The organism is Streptomyces sp. CA-251387 (assembly GCF_050936625.1).
GTDB lineage: Bacteria > Actinomycetota > Actinomycetes > Streptomycetales > Streptomycetaceae > Streptomyces.
The window spans coordinates 1,598,228-1,613,428 of the sequence record NZ_JBNJMJ010000001.1 but is presented as its reverse complement, the minus strand read 5'-3'; the positions used below and the strand labels follow the sequence as shown (position 1 = coordinate 1,613,428).

The 15,201-nt window shown below is 70.5% G+C and carries 12 protein-coding genes; all 12 read left to right on the top strand.

All coding sequences use genetic code 11. The annotated features are described in order from the left end of the window. The 12 genes from ACQEV2_RS07005 to ACQEV2_RS06950 all read left to right on the top strand — a co-directional run bounded on the left by ACQEV2_RS07005 (nucleotide 1) and on the right by ACQEV2_RS06950 (nucleotide 15,054). Entirely contained in the window at nucleotides 1–1,287 is a 1,287-nt protein-coding gene (locus ACQEV2_RS07005) for a dihydroorotase (RefSeq protein ID WP_433037690.1), read from the top strand. Then, the gene (locus ACQEV2_RS07000) at nucleotides 1,284–1,877 is read left to right on the top strand and encodes a hypothetical protein (RefSeq protein WP_433037688.1); all 594 of its coding nucleotides are present in this window, start codon (nucleotides 1,284–1,286) and stop codon (nucleotides 1,875–1,877) included. Before ACQEV2_RS07005 ends, ACQEV2_RS07000 begins: the two co-directional genes overlap by 4 nt. Then, on the top strand, nucleotides 1,874–3,031 hold the full coding sequence (carA, locus tag ACQEV2_RS06995; RefSeq protein ID WP_433037686.1) for a glutamine-hydrolyzing carbamoyl-phosphate synthase small subunit: 1,158 nt from the start codon (nucleotides 1,874–1,876) through the stop codon (nucleotides 3,029–3,031). Before ACQEV2_RS07000 ends, carA begins: the two co-directional genes overlap by 4 nt. Continuing rightward, on the top strand, nucleotides 3,024–6,332 hold the full coding sequence (carB, locus tag ACQEV2_RS06990; protein ID WP_433037684.1) for a carbamoyl-phosphate synthase large subunit: 3,309 nt from the start codon (nucleotides 3,024–3,026) through the stop codon (nucleotides 6,330–6,332). Before carA ends, carB begins: the two co-directional genes overlap by 8 nt. 105 nt (nucleotides 6,333–6,437) lie before the next feature. Continuing rightward, the gene (locus tag ACQEV2_RS06985; protein ID WP_433037682.1) at nucleotides 6,438–7,553 is read left to right on the top strand and encodes a quinone-dependent dihydroorotate dehydrogenase; all 1,116 of its coding nucleotides are present in this window, start codon (nucleotides 6,438–6,440) and stop codon (nucleotides 7,551–7,553) included. Continuing rightward, nucleotides 7,550–8,395 carry an orotidine-5'-phosphate decarboxylase gene (pyrF, locus tag ACQEV2_RS06980; RefSeq protein WP_433037680.1) on the top strand — a complete coding sequence of 282 codons (846 nt, stop codon included), beginning with the start codon at nucleotides 7,550–7,552 and terminating at the stop codon, nucleotides 8,393–8,395. Before ACQEV2_RS06985 ends, pyrF begins: the two co-directional genes overlap by 4 nt. 289 nt (nucleotides 8,396–8,684) lie before the next feature. Beyond that, a complete protein-coding gene (locus ACQEV2_RS06975) occupies nucleotides 8,685–9,008 on the top strand; it encodes an integration host factor (protein WP_003977346.1) in 324 nt (107 codons plus the stop codon). A 59-nt stretch (nucleotides 9,009–9,067) separates the two neighbouring features. Then, the gene (gene gmk, locus ACQEV2_RS06970) at nucleotides 9,068–9,625 is read left to right on the top strand and encodes a guanylate kinase (protein WP_433037678.1); all 558 of its coding nucleotides are present in this window, start codon (nucleotides 9,068–9,070) and stop codon (nucleotides 9,623–9,625) included. An 80-nt stretch (nucleotides 9,626–9,705) separates the two neighbouring features. After that, nucleotides 9,706–9,978 carry a DNA-directed RNA polymerase subunit omega gene (gene rpoZ, locus ACQEV2_RS06965; RefSeq protein WP_003988945.1) on the top strand — a complete coding sequence of 91 codons (273 nt, stop codon included), beginning with the start codon at nucleotides 9,706–9,708 and terminating at the stop codon, nucleotides 9,976–9,978. Between the two features lie 105 nt (nucleotides 9,979–10,083). Continuing rightward, nucleotides 10,084–11,286 carry a bifunctional phosphopantothenoylcysteine decarboxylase/phosphopantothenate--cysteine ligase CoaBC gene (gene coaBC, locus ACQEV2_RS06960; RefSeq protein ID WP_433037676.1) on the top strand — a complete coding sequence of 401 codons (1,203 nt, stop codon included), beginning with the start codon at nucleotides 10,084–10,086 and terminating at the stop codon, nucleotides 11,284–11,286. Between the two features lie 239 nt (nucleotides 11,287–11,525). Beyond that, nucleotides 11,526–12,734: a methionine adenosyltransferase gene (gene metK, locus ACQEV2_RS06955; protein WP_433037674.1), complete on the top strand. Its 1,209-nt coding sequence runs from the start codon at nucleotides 11,526–11,528 to the stop codon at nucleotides 12,732–12,734. Between the two features lie 142 nt (nucleotides 12,735–12,876). Next, entirely contained in the window at nucleotides 12,877–15,054 is a 2,178-nt protein-coding gene (locus ACQEV2_RS06950; RefSeq protein ID WP_433037672.1) for a primosomal protein N', read from the top strand. Nucleotides 15,055–15,201 lie beyond the last annotated feature (147 nt).

Here is a 15,201-nt window from a genome sequence, read left to right as displayed (position 1 = left end):
ATGAGCAAGATCCTGATCCGTGGTGCGAAGGTGCTCGGCGGCGAGCCGCAGGACGTCCTGATCAACGGTTCCGTCATCGAGGCCGTCGGCGCCGGGCTCTCCGACGAGGGCGCCGAGGTCGTCGAGGCCGCCGGCAAGGTGCTGCTGCCCGGGCTCGTCGACCTGCACACGCACCTGCGGGAGCCGGGCCGCGAGGACTCCGAGACCGTGCTGACCGGCACGCGCGCGGCGGCGAGCGGCGGCTACACGGCCGTGTTCGCCATGGCCAACACCTTCCCGGTCGCCGACACCGCCGGTGTGGTCGAGCAGGTGTGGCGGCTCGGCCAGGCGCACGGCTACTGCGACGTGCAGCCCATCGGCGCCGTCACCGTCGGCCTGGAGGGCAGCAAGCTCGCCGAGCTGGGCGCCATGCACGAGTCGGCCGCCGGCGTCACCGTCTTCTCCGACGACGGCAAGTGCGTCGACGACGCCGTGATCATGCGGCGCGCGCTGGAGTACGTGAAGGCCTTCGGCGGTGTCGTCGCCCAGCACGCGCAGGAGCCGCGGCTGACCGAGGGCGCCCAGATGAACGAGGGCGTCGTCTCCGCCGAGCTGGGGCTGGGCGGGTGGCCCGCGGTGGCCGAAGAGTCGATCATCGCCCGGGATGTCCTGCTCGCCGAGCACGTCGGCTCCCGCGTCCACATCTGCCACCTGTCGACCGCCGGGTCCGTCGAGATCGTCCGCTGGGCCAAGTCCCGCGGCATCGACGTCACCGCCGAGGTCACCCCGCACCACCTGCTCCTCACCGACGAGCTGGTGCGGACCTACAACCCGGTCTACAAGGTGAACCCGCCGCTGCGCACCGAGCGTGACGTGCTGGCGCTGCGTGAGGCCCTCGCCGACGGCACGATCGACATCGTCGCCACCGACCACGCCCCGCACCCGCACGAGGACAAGGACTGCGAGTGGGCCGCGGCCGCCATGGGGATGGTCGGCCTGGAGACCGCGTTGTCAGTGGTGCAGGAGACCATGGTGGACACCGGGCTCCTCACCTGGGCCGGGGTCGCCGAGCGCATGTCCTTCAAGCCCGCGCAGATCGGGCAGGCGAAGGGCCACGGCCGTCCCGTCTCGGCTGGTGAGCCCGCCAACCTCACGCTCGTCGACACGGAATACCGTGGGTCCGTGGACCCCGCGGGCTTCGCCTCGCGCAGCCGCAACACTCCGTACGAGGGGCGTGAGCTGCCGGGCCGTGTCACGCACACGTGGCTCCGGGGCAAGGCCACGCTCGTCGACGGGAAGCTCACGTGACACCTGCAACACTGCTCACGACCGGACTCGGTGCCCACCTCGCGGCCGAACAGAAGTCGGCCGAGGTGACCGACTGGGCCGCCCGCATCGGCTGGGTCGCCGGACTCCTCCTCTTCGTCGCGCTCGTCTACTGGCTGATGCGCGAGGGCTGGAAGTGGCGCGGCACGCTCCAGGGCGACCTGCCCGAGCTGCCCAGCGCGCCGGACGACCCCGGCCCGGCCAGACTGAGCATGAGCGGCCGCTACCACGGCTCGACCACGGCAGGTCAGTGGCTGGACCGCATCGTGGCGCACGGCCTGGGCACCCGCAGCCGGGTCGAGCTCACGCTGACGGACGCGGGACTGGACGTCGTACGCCCCGGCGCGACCGACTTCTTCGTACCCGCTGCCGCGCTGCGCGAGGCCCGGCTCGACAAGGGCATCGCCGGCAAGGTCCTGACCGAGGGCGGGCTGCTCGTCGTGACCTGGGCGCACGGCGACCGGCTGATCGACTCCGGGTTCCGCTCGGACCGCGCGGCGGAGCACAACGAGTGGGTCGACGTCATTAACTCCATGATCAACACCAACAGCACGGAAGGCGCCGAACGATGACGACCTCCATCCAGGGGACCGCCTCGCCGAGGCACAAGGCGGCTCCCGCCGTACTCGTCCTGGAGGACGGCCGGATCTTCCGCGGCCGCGCCTACGGGGCCGTGGGGGTGACCTTCGGCGAGGCCGTGTTCTCCACCGGCATGACCGGCTACCAGGAGACCCTCACCGACCCGTCGTACCACCGCCAGGTGGTCGTGATGACGGCCCCGCACGTCGGCAACACCGGCGTCAACGACGAGGACCCCGAGTCCAAGCAGATCTGGGTCGCCGGGTACGTGGTGCGCGACCCCGCGCGCCTGCCGTCCAACTGGCGTGCCAAGCGCTCGCTGGACGAGGAGCTGCGCCACCAGGGCGTCGTCGGGATCTCCGGCATCGACACGCGCGCGCTCACCCGCCATCTGCGCGAGCGCGGCGCCATGCGCGTCGGCATCTTCTCCGGCAACGCGCTGCCCGACGAGGGCACCATGCTCGCCGAGGTGCGCCAGGCCCCCGAGATGAAGGGCGCCGACCTCTCCGCCGAGGTCGCCACCAAGGAGCCGTACGTCGTCCCGGCGATCGGCGAGAAGAAGTTCACCGTCGCCGCCGTCGACCTGGGCATCAAGGGCATGACCCCGCACCGGATGGCCGAGCGCGGCATCGAGGTGCACGTGCTGCCCGCCACGGCGACCGCCGAGGACGTCTACGCCGTGAACCCGGACGGCGTGTTCTTCTCCAACGGCCCCGGCGACCCGGCCACCGCCGACCACCCGGTCTCCGTCATGCAGGCCGTCCTGGAGCGCGGCACCCCGCTCTTCGGCATCTGCTTCGGCAACCAGATCCTGGGCCGCGCCCTGGGCTTCGGCACCTACAAGCTGAAGTACGGCCACCGCGGCATCAACCAGCCCGTGCAGGACCGTACGACCGGCAAGGTCGAGGTCACCGCGCACAACCACGGCTTCGCCGTGGACGCCCCGACCGACAAGGTCTCCGACACCCCCTACGGCCGCGCCGAGGTCTCCCACGTCTGCCTCAACGACAACGTGGTGGAGGGCCTCCAGCTCCTCGACAAGCCGGCCTTCAGCGTCCAGTACCACCCCGAAGCGGCAGCCGGTCCGCACGACGCCGCCTACCTGTTCGACCGCTTCGTTTCCCTGATGGAGGGCCAGCGTGCCTAAGCGCACCGATATCCAGTCCGTCCTGGTCATCGGCTCCGGCCCGATCGTCATCGGCCAGGCCGCCGAGTTCGACTACTCCGGCACGCAGGCGTGCCGCGTCCTGAAGTCCGAGGGCCTGCGGGTCATCCTCGTGAACTCCAACCCGGCGACGATCATGACCGACCCGGAGATCGCCGACGCCACCTACGTCGAGCCGATCACCCCCGAGTTCGTCGAGAAGATCATCGCCAAGGAGCGCCCGGACGCCCTGCTGCCCACCCTGGGCGGTCAGACGGCCCTCAACACGGCGATCTCGCTGCACGAGAACGGCGTCCTGGACAAGTACGGCGTCGAGCTGATCGGCGCCAACGTCGAGGCGATCCACAAGGGCGAGGACCGCGACCAGTTCAAGCTGGTCGTCGAGGCGGTCAAAGCCAAGATCGGCCACGGCGAGTCCGCCCGCTCGGTCATCTGCCACTCCATGGAGGACGTCCTCGCGGGCGTCGAGACGCTCGGCGGCTACCCGGTCGTCGTCCGCCCGTCCTTCACCATGGGCGGCGCCGGCTCGGGCTTCGCGCACGACGAGGAGGAGTTGCGCCGCATCGCTGGCCAGGGCCTCACGCTCTCGCCGACCACCGAGGTGCTCCTGGAGGAGTCCATCCTCGGCTGGAAGGAGTACGAGCTGGAGCTGATGCGCGACAAGCACGACAACGTCGTGGTCGTCTGCTCCATCGAGAACTTCGACCCCATGGGCGTGCACACCGGTGACTCGATCACCGTCGCCCCGGCGATGACGCTCACCGACCGTGAGTACCAGATCCTGCGCGACATCGGTATCGCCGTCATCCGCGAGGTCGGCGTCGACACCGGCGGCTGCAACATCCAGTTCGCGGTGAACCCGGTCGACGGCCGCGTCATCGTCATCGAGATGAACCCGCGCGTGTCGCGCTCGTCGGCCCTCGCCTCCAAGGCGACCGGCTTCCCGATCGCCAAGATCGCGGCCAAGCTCGCCGTCGGCTACACGCTCGACGAGATCCCCAATGACATCACGCAGGAGACCCCGGCCTCCTTCGAGCCGACCCTCGACTACGTCGTCGTGAAGGCCCCGCGGTTCGCCTTCGAGAAGTTCCCGCAGGCCGACTCCACGCTGACCACCACCATGAAGTCGGTCGGCGAGGCCATGGCCATCGGCCGCAACTTCACCGAGGCATTCCAGAAGGCGCTGCGCTCGCTGGAGAAGAAGGGCAGCCAGTTCACCTTCGTCGGCGAGCCCGGCGACAAGGGGGAGCTGCTGCGCGAGGCCGTACGGCCCACCGACGGCCGGATCAACGCCGTCATGCAGGCCATCCGCGCGGGCGCCACGCAGGAGGAGGTCTTCGAGTACACGAAGATCGACCCCTGGTTCGTCGACCAGCTCTTCCTCATCAAGGAGATCGCCGACGAGCTCGCCGAGGCTCCCGAGCTGACCCGCGAGCTGCTCGCCGAGGCCAAGCGGCACGGTTTCTCCGACCAGCAGATCGCCGAGATCCGCGGCCTGCGCGAGGACGTCGTCCGCGAGGTCCGGCACGCGCTCGGCATCCGCCCGGTCTACAAGACGGTCGACACCTGCGCCGCCGAGTTCGCGGCCAGGACGCCGTACTTCTACTCCTCCTACGACGAGGAGACCGAGGTCGCGCCCCGCGAGAAGCCTGCGGTCATCATCCTGGGCTCCGGCCCCAACCGCATCGGCCAGGGCATCGAGTTCGACTACTCCTGCGTCCACGCCTCCTTCGCGCTGAGCGACGCCGGGTACGAAACCGTGATGGTCAACTGCAACCCGGAGACCGTCTCCACGGACTACGACACCTCCGACCGCCTGTACTTCGAGCCGCTCACGCTCGAGGACGTGCTGGAGATCGTCCATGCCGAGGCGCAGGCCGGCCCGATCGCCGGGGTCGTGGTCCAGCTCGGCGGCCAGACCCCGCTGGGTCTGGCGCAGGCGCTGAAGGACAACGGCGTGCCGATCGTCGGTACGTCCCCGGAGGCCATCCACGCCGCCGAGGACCGCGGCGCGTTCGGCCAGGTACTCAAGGAGGCCGGCCTCCCGGCCCCCAAGCACGGCACCGCCACCACCTTCGCCGAGGCCAAGGCCATCGCCGACGAGATCGGCTACCCGGTGCTCGTGCGGCCGTCGTACGTCCTCGGCGGGCGCGGCATGGAGATCGTGTACGACGAGGCCCGGCTGGAGTCGTACATCGCCGAGTCGACCGAGATCAGCCCCTCGCGGCCGGTCCTCGTCGACCGCTTCCTGGACGACGCGATCGAGATCGACGTCGACGCCCTGTACGACGGCGAGGAGCTCTACCTCGGCGGCGTCATGGAGCACATCGAGGAGGCCGGCATCCACTCCGGCGACTCGGCGTGCGCCCTGCCCCCGATCACGCTCGGCGGCTTCGACATCAAGCGCCTGCGCGCCTCCACGGAGGCCATCGCCAAGGGCGTCGGTGTGCGCGGCCTGATCAACATCCAGTTCGCGATGGCCGGCGACATCCTGTACGTCCTGGAGGCCAACCCGCGCGCGTCCCGTACGGTCCCCTTCACCTCGAAGGCGACCGCGGTGCCGCTCGCGAAGGCCGCCGCCCGCATCTCGCTCGGCGCCACCATCGCCGAACTGCGCGCGGAGGGCCTGCTTCCGGCGCACGGCGACGGCGGTGAGCTCCCGCTCGACGCGCCGATCTCCGTCAAGGAGGCCGTCATGCCGTGGTCGCGCTTCCGCGACATCCACGGCCGCGGCGTCGACACCGTCCTCGGCCCGGAGATGCGCTCCACGGGCGAGGTCATGGGCATCGACTCGGTCTTCGGCACGGCGTACGCCAAGTCGCAGGCCGGAGCCTACGGCCCGCTGCCCACCAAGGGCCGCGCCTTCATCTCGGTCGCCAACCGCGACAAGCGCTCGATGATCTTCCCCGCGCGCGAACTGGTCGCCCACGGCTTCGAGTTGCTCGCCACCTCCGGCACGGCCGAGGTCCTCAAGCGCAACGGCATCAACGCCACGGTCGTGCGCAAGCAGTCCGAAGGCACCGGCCCCAACGGCGAGAAGACCATCGTCCAGCTCATCCACGACGGCGAGGTCGACCTCATCGTCAACACCCCGTACGGCACCGGCGGCCGCCTCGACGGCTACGACATCCGTACGGCGGCCGTGGCGCGGTCCGTGCCCTGCCTGACGACGGTCCAGGCGCTCGCCGCCGCCGTCCAGGGCATCGACGCCCTCAACCACGGTGACGTGGGCGTCCGTTCGCTCCAGGAACACGCGGAACACCTGACCGCGGCCCGCGACTAGCAGCCCTGAGGGGGACACCGGAAACGGTGTCCCCCTTCGGGGGTCTGGGGGTGTCCCCAGAAAACACAGCATGAGGCTCATGAAGCTTCAAGAGGACACTGACTGATGTACAAGCTTTTCTTCCGTCTGGTTTTCCAACGGATGGACCCGGAGCAGGCCCACTACCTGGCGTTCCGTTGGATCCGACTCGCCGTCAGGATTCCCGTGCTGCGCACCTTCATCGCGGCCGCGCTCGCGCCCCGCTACAAGGAACTGCGCACCGAGGCCTTCGGACTGCGGATGCACGGGCCGTTCGGACTCGCCGCCGGCTTCGACAAGAACGCCGTCGCCATCGACGGGATGTCGATGCTCGGCTTCGACCATGTCGAGATCGGCACGGTCACGGGGGAGGCGCAGCCGGGTAACCCGAAGAAACGGCTGTTCCGCCTCGTGAAGGACCGGGCGCTGATCAACCGCATGGGCTTCAACAACGAGGGCTCGCTGGCCGTAGCGGCCCGCCTGGCGTCCCGTACGCCCGTCTTCAAGACCGTCGTGGGCGTCAACATCGGCAAGACCAAGGTCGTCCCGGAGGCCGAGGCCGCGGTGGACTATGTGAAGTCGACGGAGCGGCTGGCACCGTACGCCGACTACCTGGTCGTGAACGTGTCGTCCCCGAACACACCGGGGCTGCGCAACCTCCAGGCCACCGAATCGCTGCGTCCCCTGCTGACCGCCGTCCGCGAGGCCGCCGACCGCACGGTCACGGACCGCCGAGTCCCGCTCCTGGTGAAGATCGCACCCGATCTCGCCGACGAGGACGTGGACGCGGTCGCCGACCTGGCCGTGGAACTCGGCCTGGACGGGATCATCGCCACGAACACCACCATCGCGCGCGAGGGGCTCGGTCTGGAATCCGACGCCTCTTTGGTCGAGGAGACCGGAGGACTCTCCGGAGCGCCCCTCAAGGCGCGCTCCCTGGAGGTGCTGCGGCGCCTGTACGCGCGCGTGGGCGACCGGATCACCCTCGTGGGCGTCGGTGGCATCGAGAACGCCGAGGACGCCTGGCAGCGCATCCTGGCGGGCGCCACGCTGGTCCAGGGGTACAGCGCCTTCATCTACGAGGGGCCCTTCTGGGGCCGCGCCATCCACAAGGGCCTCGCGGCCCGCCTCCGCACCAGCCCGTACGCCACCCTCGCCGACGCGGTCGGCGCCGACGTCAGGAAGGCAAGGAAGACCGCATGAGCCCTCTGGAACCCTTTGGCGCACGACTTCGCCGGGCCATGGACGAGCGTGGCCCGCTGTGCGTCGGCATCGACCCGCACGCGTCCCTGCTCGCCGAGTGGGGCCTGAACGACGACGTGACCGGCCTGGAGCGGTTCAGCCGCACCGTCGTCGAGGCGATGGCCGACCGGGTCGCCGTGCTCAAGCCGCAGAGCGCGTTCTTCGAGCGCTTCGGGTCGCGCGGCGTCGCCGTCCTGGAGAAGTCGGTCGAGGAGGCACGGGCGGCCGGGGCACTGGTCGTGATGGACGCCAAACGCGGCGACATCGGATCGACCATGGCCGCGTACGCCGAGTCCTTCCTCCGGAAGGACTCCCCGCTCTTCTCGGACGCGCTGACCGTCTCGCCGTACCTCGGCTACGGCTCGCTCTCACCGGCCGTCGCGCTGGCCCGCGAGAGCGGCACCGGCCTGTTCGTGCTCGCGCTGACCTCGAACCCGGAGGGCGGCGAGGTCCAGCATGCGATCCGCGCGGACGGCCGCACCGTCGGTGCGACGATGCTGGCGCACCTGGCGGCCGAAAACGTGGGGGAGGAGCCGCTGGGCTCCTTCGGGGCGGTCGTCGGCGCCACCCTCGGTGCCCTGTCGACGTACGACCTCGACATCAACGGTCCGCTCCTCGCGCCCGGCATCGGGGCGCAGGGGGCCACGCCGGCCGATCTTCCCCGGGTCTTCGGCGCCGCGGTGCGCAATGTCGTCCCGAACGTCAGCCGGGGCGTGCTGCGGCACGGACCCGATGTCGTCGCGCTGCGTGAGGCCGCGTCACGCTTCGCTGACGAGGTCCGGGTCGCCGTGTCGGGCAGCTGACCGCCGTCAGGGGTGTTCGAGGTGCTCGCGCGAGACCTCCGATGAGTGACTCCGGGCCGACTTGAGTCTGAATACATCCTCAAATCCGGGGCATTATGTCCTAAATGTCCGGCCTGACGGAGGCTGACCAGGACTTTTCCGCTGTTCTCGCTGACTCTGGCGGACTTGGCCGCTAGTCTCCGACGCAGAGTGAACGGGCAAGCGTGTTGCTCGTGGCTCCCCAGGTGTGGGGCGACTAGGTTCCTCACCGGTCCGTATCCGACAGTTCGACATCCGAGGTGACGTAGGCGTGGCTCTTCCGCCCCTTACCCCTGAACAGCGCGCAGCCGCGCTCGAAAAGGCCGCCGCGGCTCGCCGGGAGCGGGCCGAGGTCAAGAATCGACTCAAGCACTCCGGCGCCTCCCTGCACGAGGTCATCAAGCAGGGCCAGGAGAACGACGTCATCGGCAAGATGAAGGTCTCCGCCCTGCTCGAGTCCCTGCCGGGCGTGGGCAAGGTCCGCGCCAAGCAGATCATGGAGCGACTCGGCATCTCCGAGAGCCGCCGCGTGCGCGGTCTCGGGTCCAACCAGATCGCTTCCCTGGAGCGTGAGTTCGGCAGCACCGGCTCCTGAGTCCGGGGCTTCCGGACCGGGAGTCCCGGGCACTCCGGGATTGCTGGAATAATCGCTGCATGAGTGAACGTCCGCGGCTGACCGTGCTCTCCGGCCCCTCCGGGGTCGGCAAGAGCACGGTCGTCGCCCATATGCGCAAGGAACACCCCGAGGTCTGGCTCTCGGTGTCGGCGACGACCCGGGGGCCCCGCCCCGGCGAGCGGCACGGAGTCCACTACTTCTTCGTCACCGACGAGGAGATGGACAAGCTGATCGCCAACGGCGAGCTGCTGGAGTGGGCCGAGTTCGCCGGCAATCGCTACGGCACACCGCGTGCGGCCGTGCTGGAGCGGCTGGAGGCGGGCGAGCCCGTGCTCCTGGAGATCGACCTCCAGGGGGCCCGGCAGGTCCGCGAGTCCATGGCGGACGCCCAGCTGGTGTTCCTGGCTCCTCCCTCCTGGGAGGAGCTCGTGCGCAGACTCACCGGACGTGGCACCGAGCCGCCCGAGGTGATCGAGCGCCGCCTGGACGCGGCGAAGGTCGAGCTGGCGGCCGAGCCCGAGTTCGATGTGACCTTGGTCAACACCTCCGTCGAGGACGTGGCGCGCGAGCTGCTAGCCTTGATGGACGTTGTGTGATCGTGACTGTGTGATCGTTACTGATTCATTCAGGCCTGATCATTCGCACTGATTCTTTCCCATCCATCGGAAGGTAGAGCGTGTCCTCTTCCATCTCCGCGCCCGAGGGCATCATCAACCCGCCGATCGACGAGCTTCTCGAGGCCACCGACTCGAAGTACAGCCTCGTGATCTACGCGGCCAAGCGGGCCCGCCAGATCAACGCGTACTACTCGCAGCTCGGCGAGGGTCTCCTCGAGTACGTCGGTCCGCTCGTGGACACCCACGTTCACGAGAAGCCGCTCTCGATCGCCCTGCGCGAGATCAACGCGGGTCTGCTGACGTCCGAGGCCGTCGAAGGCCCGGCGCAGTAAGTACGATTTACAGCTTGCAGCTGACTTTTCCACAGGCCCGGCAGCGCGACTGTCGGGCCTGTGGTGTGTAGTGGAGTCGTACGTTGCCGAGTCCGGGGAGAGACGGTGGACAAGCCGAAGGTCGTTCTGGGGGTCAGTGGTGGCATCGCCGCCTACAAGGCCTGCGAGCTGCTGCGACGGCTGACCGAGTCGGGCCATGACGTCCGCGTCGTCCCGACGGCCTCCGCGCTGCACTTCGTGGGCGCCGCCACCTGGTCCGCCCTCTCCGGCAACCCCGTCTCGACGGAGGTCTGGGACGACGTCCACGAGGTCCCGCACGTCCGTATCGGCCAGCAGGCCGACCTGGTGGTCGTCGCCCCGGCCACCGCGGACACCCTCGCCAAGGCGGCGCACGGCCTCGCTGACGACCTGCTGACCAACACCCTGCTCACCGCCCGATGTCCGGTGGTCTTCGCCCCCGCCATGCACACCGAGATGTGGGAGCACCCGGCCACGCAGGAGAACGTGGCGACGCTGCGGCGGCGCGGCGCGGTCGTCATCGAGCCCGCCGTCGGCCGTCTCACCGGCGTCGACACCGGCAAGGGCCGGCTGCCCGACCCGGGCGAGATCTTCGAGGTCTGTCGCCGGGTCCTCGCCCGCGGCGTCACCGAGCCGGACCTCAAGGGCCGGCACATCGTCGTCAGCGCCGGCGGCACCCGCGAGCCCCTCGACCCGGTCCGCTTCCTCGGCAACCGCTCCTCCGGCAAGCAGGGATACGCCCTCGCCCGCACCGCCGCCGCACGGGGCGCCCGCGTCACGCTGATCGCGGCGAACACCGGGCTGCCCGACCCGGCAGGCGTGGACGTCGTGCAGGTCGGCACGGCCGTGCAGCTGCGGGAGGCGGTCCTCAAGGCGGCCGCGGAGGCCGACGCGGTGGTGATGGCGGCGGCGGTAGCGGACTTCCGCCCGGCGGCGTACGCCGCCGGAAAGATCAAGAAGAAGGACGACCAGGACCCGGAGCCCATCGTCCTGGTGCGTAATCCGGACATCCTCGCGGAGATCTCGACCGACCGCGCCCGCACCGGCCAGGTGATCGTCGGCTTCGCCGCCGAGACGGACGACGTCCTGGCCAACGGCCGCAGGAAGCTGGAGCGCAAGGGGTGCGACCTCCTCGTGGTGAACGAGGTGGGCGAGCGCAAGACGTTCGGCTCGGAGGAGAACGAGGCGGTCGTCCTGGGCGCCGACGGCAGTGAGACACCCGTACCGCACGGGCCCAAGGAGGCACTGGCCGAAATCGTGTGGGACCTGGTGACGCGGCGACTGGTGTGAATGTTTGATGCGCTGCGGCTCTCTCCCGAGCCTCACTCGATTCGGGCGTGGCGCCCCTGGCCAAGGGCGCGTGGCATTGGGCAGAATGCCCGTGCCGCAGGTCACAGCGCTCCCGAGAGGCGAGACAGGGGGTCCGTGACCGAGCACGACAGATAAACTGTCCTCGGACGACGCCGGGCGCAGCCCCCGTCCCGTCCACCAATGATCAGCCAGCAGCCGCTGCAACCACAGGGAGCGTTGTGTCCCGTCGCCTGTTCACCTCGGAGTCCGTGACCGAAGGTCACCCCGACAAGATCGCTGACCAGATCAGCGACACCATCCTCGACGCGCTTCTGCGTGAGGACCCGACCTCCCGGGTCGCCGTCGAGACCCTGATCACGACCGGTCTGGTGCACGTGGCCGGCGAGGTCACGACCAAGACGTACGCGGACATCGCGACGCTGGTCCGCAACAAGATCCTCGAGATCGGCTACGACTCCTCGAAGAAGGGCTTCGACGGCGCCTCCTGTGGTGTCTCGGTCTCGATCGGCGCGCAGTCGCCGGACATCGCGCAGGGCGTGGACACGGCGTACGAGACCCGGGTCGAGGGCGACGAGGACGAGCTGGACCGGCAGGGCGCCGGTGACCAGGGCCTGATGTTCGGCTACGCCTCGGACGAGACGCCGACGCTGATGCCGCTGCCGATCTTCCTGGCGCACCGCCTGTCGAAGCGCCTGTCCGAGGTCCGCAAGAACGGCACGATCCCCTACCTGCGCCCGGACGGCAAGACGCAGGTCACCATCGAGTACGACGGCGACAAGGCCGTACGCCTGGACACGGTCGTCGTCTCCTCGCAGCACGCGTCCGACATCGACCTGGACTCCCTCCTGGCGCCCGACATCCGGGAGTTCGTGGTCGAGCCGGAGCTGAAGGCGCTCCTCGACGACGGCATCAAGCTGGACACCGAGGGCTACCGTCTGCTGGTCAATCCGACCGGCCGTTTCGAGATCGGCGGCCCGATGGGTGACGCGGGTCTGACCGGCCGCAAGATCATCATCGACACGTACGGCGGCATGGCCCGCCACGGTGGCGGTGCGTTCTCCGGCAAGGACCCGTCCAAGGTGGACCGTTCGGCGGCGTACGCGATGCGCTGGGTCGCCAAGAACGTCGTCGCGGCCGGCCTGGCCTCCCGCTGCGAGGTGCAGGTGGCCTACGCGATCGGCAAGGCCGAGCCGGTGGGCCTGTTCATCGAGACCTTCGGCACGGCCAAGGTCGACGCCGAGAAGATCGAGAAGGCCATCGACGAGGTCTTCGACCTCCGACCGGCCGCGATCATCCGCGACCTGGACCTGCTCCGCCCGATCTACGCCCAGACCGCGGCGTACGGCCACTTCGGCCGCGAGCTGCCGGACTTCACCTGGGAGCGGACGGACCGAGTGGAGGCGCTGCGGAAGGCTGTGGGGCTGTAAGCCCCGGCCGTACGGCTTCTGCGAGGCCCGGTTCCCCTCGGGGGCCGGGCCTCGTCGTTTGCCGGTCACAGCAGGGTGCGTCCGCTCGCCGTGGGGACTCGGGCGGCGTCGGTTGTCAGTGCTGTTTGGTAAGAATGCAAGCGTGAGCAGCGAGAACGGGCAGACGGGTGGTGGGGCCGAGGGGCCGCCGCCCGAGCAGCTTGCGCTCATTCGGGAGAGCGTGCGCAAGGCCAAGGTGCCCAAGGCCAAGCCGCGGACGTGGCGGGGGGCCGCGCTGGCCAAGGAGCTGCCCGTGGCCCGGGTGCTGGTCGACAAGGGTGTGCTGCATCTTGACCGGTACTTCGACTACGCCGTACCCGAGGAACTCGACGCCGACGCGCAGCCCGGGGTGCGGGTGCGGGTGCGGTTCGGGGCCGGGCGGCATCGCGTGCGGGAGGGGCGGCGCGAGGGTGGGGGGCTCATCGACGGGTTCCTTGTCGAGCGGGTTGCGGAGTCGGACTACTCCGGGCCCCTGGCGGCTCTCGCGCAGGTCGTGTCGCCCGAGCCGGTCTTGAGCGAGGAGCTGTTGGGGCTCGCGCGGGCCGTTGCCGACCGGTACGCCGGAGGGCTCGCCGATGTCTTGCAGCTGGCCGTGCCGCCGCGGAGTGCCCGGGCAGAGCAGCGGCCTTCGCCGGAGCCGTTGCCGAGGCCTGGTGCGCCTGAGGCGGGGTCCTGGGGGCGGTATGAGCAGGGGCCCGCTTTTCTGACGGCACTGGCTTCCGGGAGTGCGCCGCGGGCCGTGTGGAATGCGCTGCCCGGGCCCGAGTGGAGTGAGGAGTTGGCCCGGGCCGTCGTGGCGACGCTGGCTTCCGGGCGCGGGGCGCTCGTCGTGCTGCCGGACGGGAGAGCTGTTGCGCGGGTCGACGCCGCCCTGACCTCGCTCATGGGGGAGGGCCGGCATGCGGTGCTGACCGCCGATGCCGGGCCCGAGAAGCGGTATCGGGAATGGCTCGCGGTGCGGCGGGGAGCCGTGCGGGCGGTCGTGGGGACTCGGGCCGCCATGTTCGCGCCCGTACAGGATCTCGGGCTGGTCGCCCTCTGGGACGACGGCGACGACAGCCACAGTGAGCAGCATGCCCCGCAGCCCCATGCGCGCGAAGTGCTCCTGCTGCGCGCCGCGCAGGACAAGTGCGGCTTCCTGCTGGGGAGTTGGAGCTGCACCGTCGAGGCCGCCCAGCTCGTGGAGAGCGGATGGGCCCGGCCCCTGGTCGCCGGGCGGGAGCAGGTGCGGGGCGCGGCTCCGCTCGTACGGACCGTGGGGGACGGGGATCTCGCGCGGGACGAGGCCGCTCGGGCCGCTCGGTTGCCCACGCTGGCCTGGCAGGCGGTGCGCGAGGGGCTGCGGCACGGGCCGGTGCTCGTGCAGGTGCCTCGGCGTGGGTACGTGCCGCGGATGGCCTGTGCCGGCTGCCGGGCGCCCGCTCGGTGCCGGCACTGCGCCGGGCCGCTGGAGGCGCAGGGCTCGGGGGCCGATCTGCGGTGCGGGTGGTGCGGGCGCGAGGAGGGTGCGTGGCACTGTCCGGAGTGCGGTGGGTTCCGGCTGCGGGCTCAGGTCGTGGGGGCGCGGCGGACCGCCGAGGAGTTGGGGCGGGCGTTCCCCTCGGTTCCGGTGCGGACCTCCGGGCGCGAGCATGTGCTGGACACCGTGCCGGGGACGCCCTCGCTGGTCGTGAGCACGCCGGGGGCCGAGCCCGTAGCCGAGGGAGGGTATGCCGCGGCCCTGCTGCTGGACGGCTGGGCCATGCTGGGGCGGCCCGATCTGCGGGCGGGTGAGGACGCGCTGCGGCGGTGGATCGCGGCGGCCTCGCTGGTACGGCCGCAGAGTGCCGGGGGGACGGTGGTCGTCGTCGCCGAGCCCACGCTGCGGCCCGTGCAGGCGCTCGTGCGGTGGGATCCCGTCGGGCACGCGGTGCGCGAGCTCGCCGAGCGGGCCGAGCTCGGATTTCCGCCGGTGTCCCGGATGGCCTCCGTGGCCGGGCCGGGGGAGGCGGTCGCCGAGTTCCTCCGAACCGTCGAACTGCCGCCGGAGGCCGAGGTGTTGGGGCCCGTGCCCGTGCCTGTCACGCCGGCGGGGCGGCCGCGGCGGACGGGGGCGCCGCCGCCGGGGGAGCACTGGGACCGGGCGTTGATCCGGGTGCCGCCGGGGCGCGGGGCCGCGCTGGCGTCCGCGTTGAAGGCCGCGCAGGCGGCGCGGATGGCTCGTGGGGGTGGGGCCGGGGGCGGGAGTGGAGCCGGGGAGTCCGTGGTGCGGGTTCGGATTGATCCGCCTGATATTGGGTGACCTGGGTGCTGGGTGCTGGGTGCTGGGTGCTGGGTGCTGGGTGCTGGGTGCTGGGTCTCGGGTGAGTGGTGCGTGTGCGTGGCGTGCAGGGCCAAGCCGGTCCGCTGCCTGTGAGGCCGGCTCTTCTGGATCCCGGCATGGCTCTGC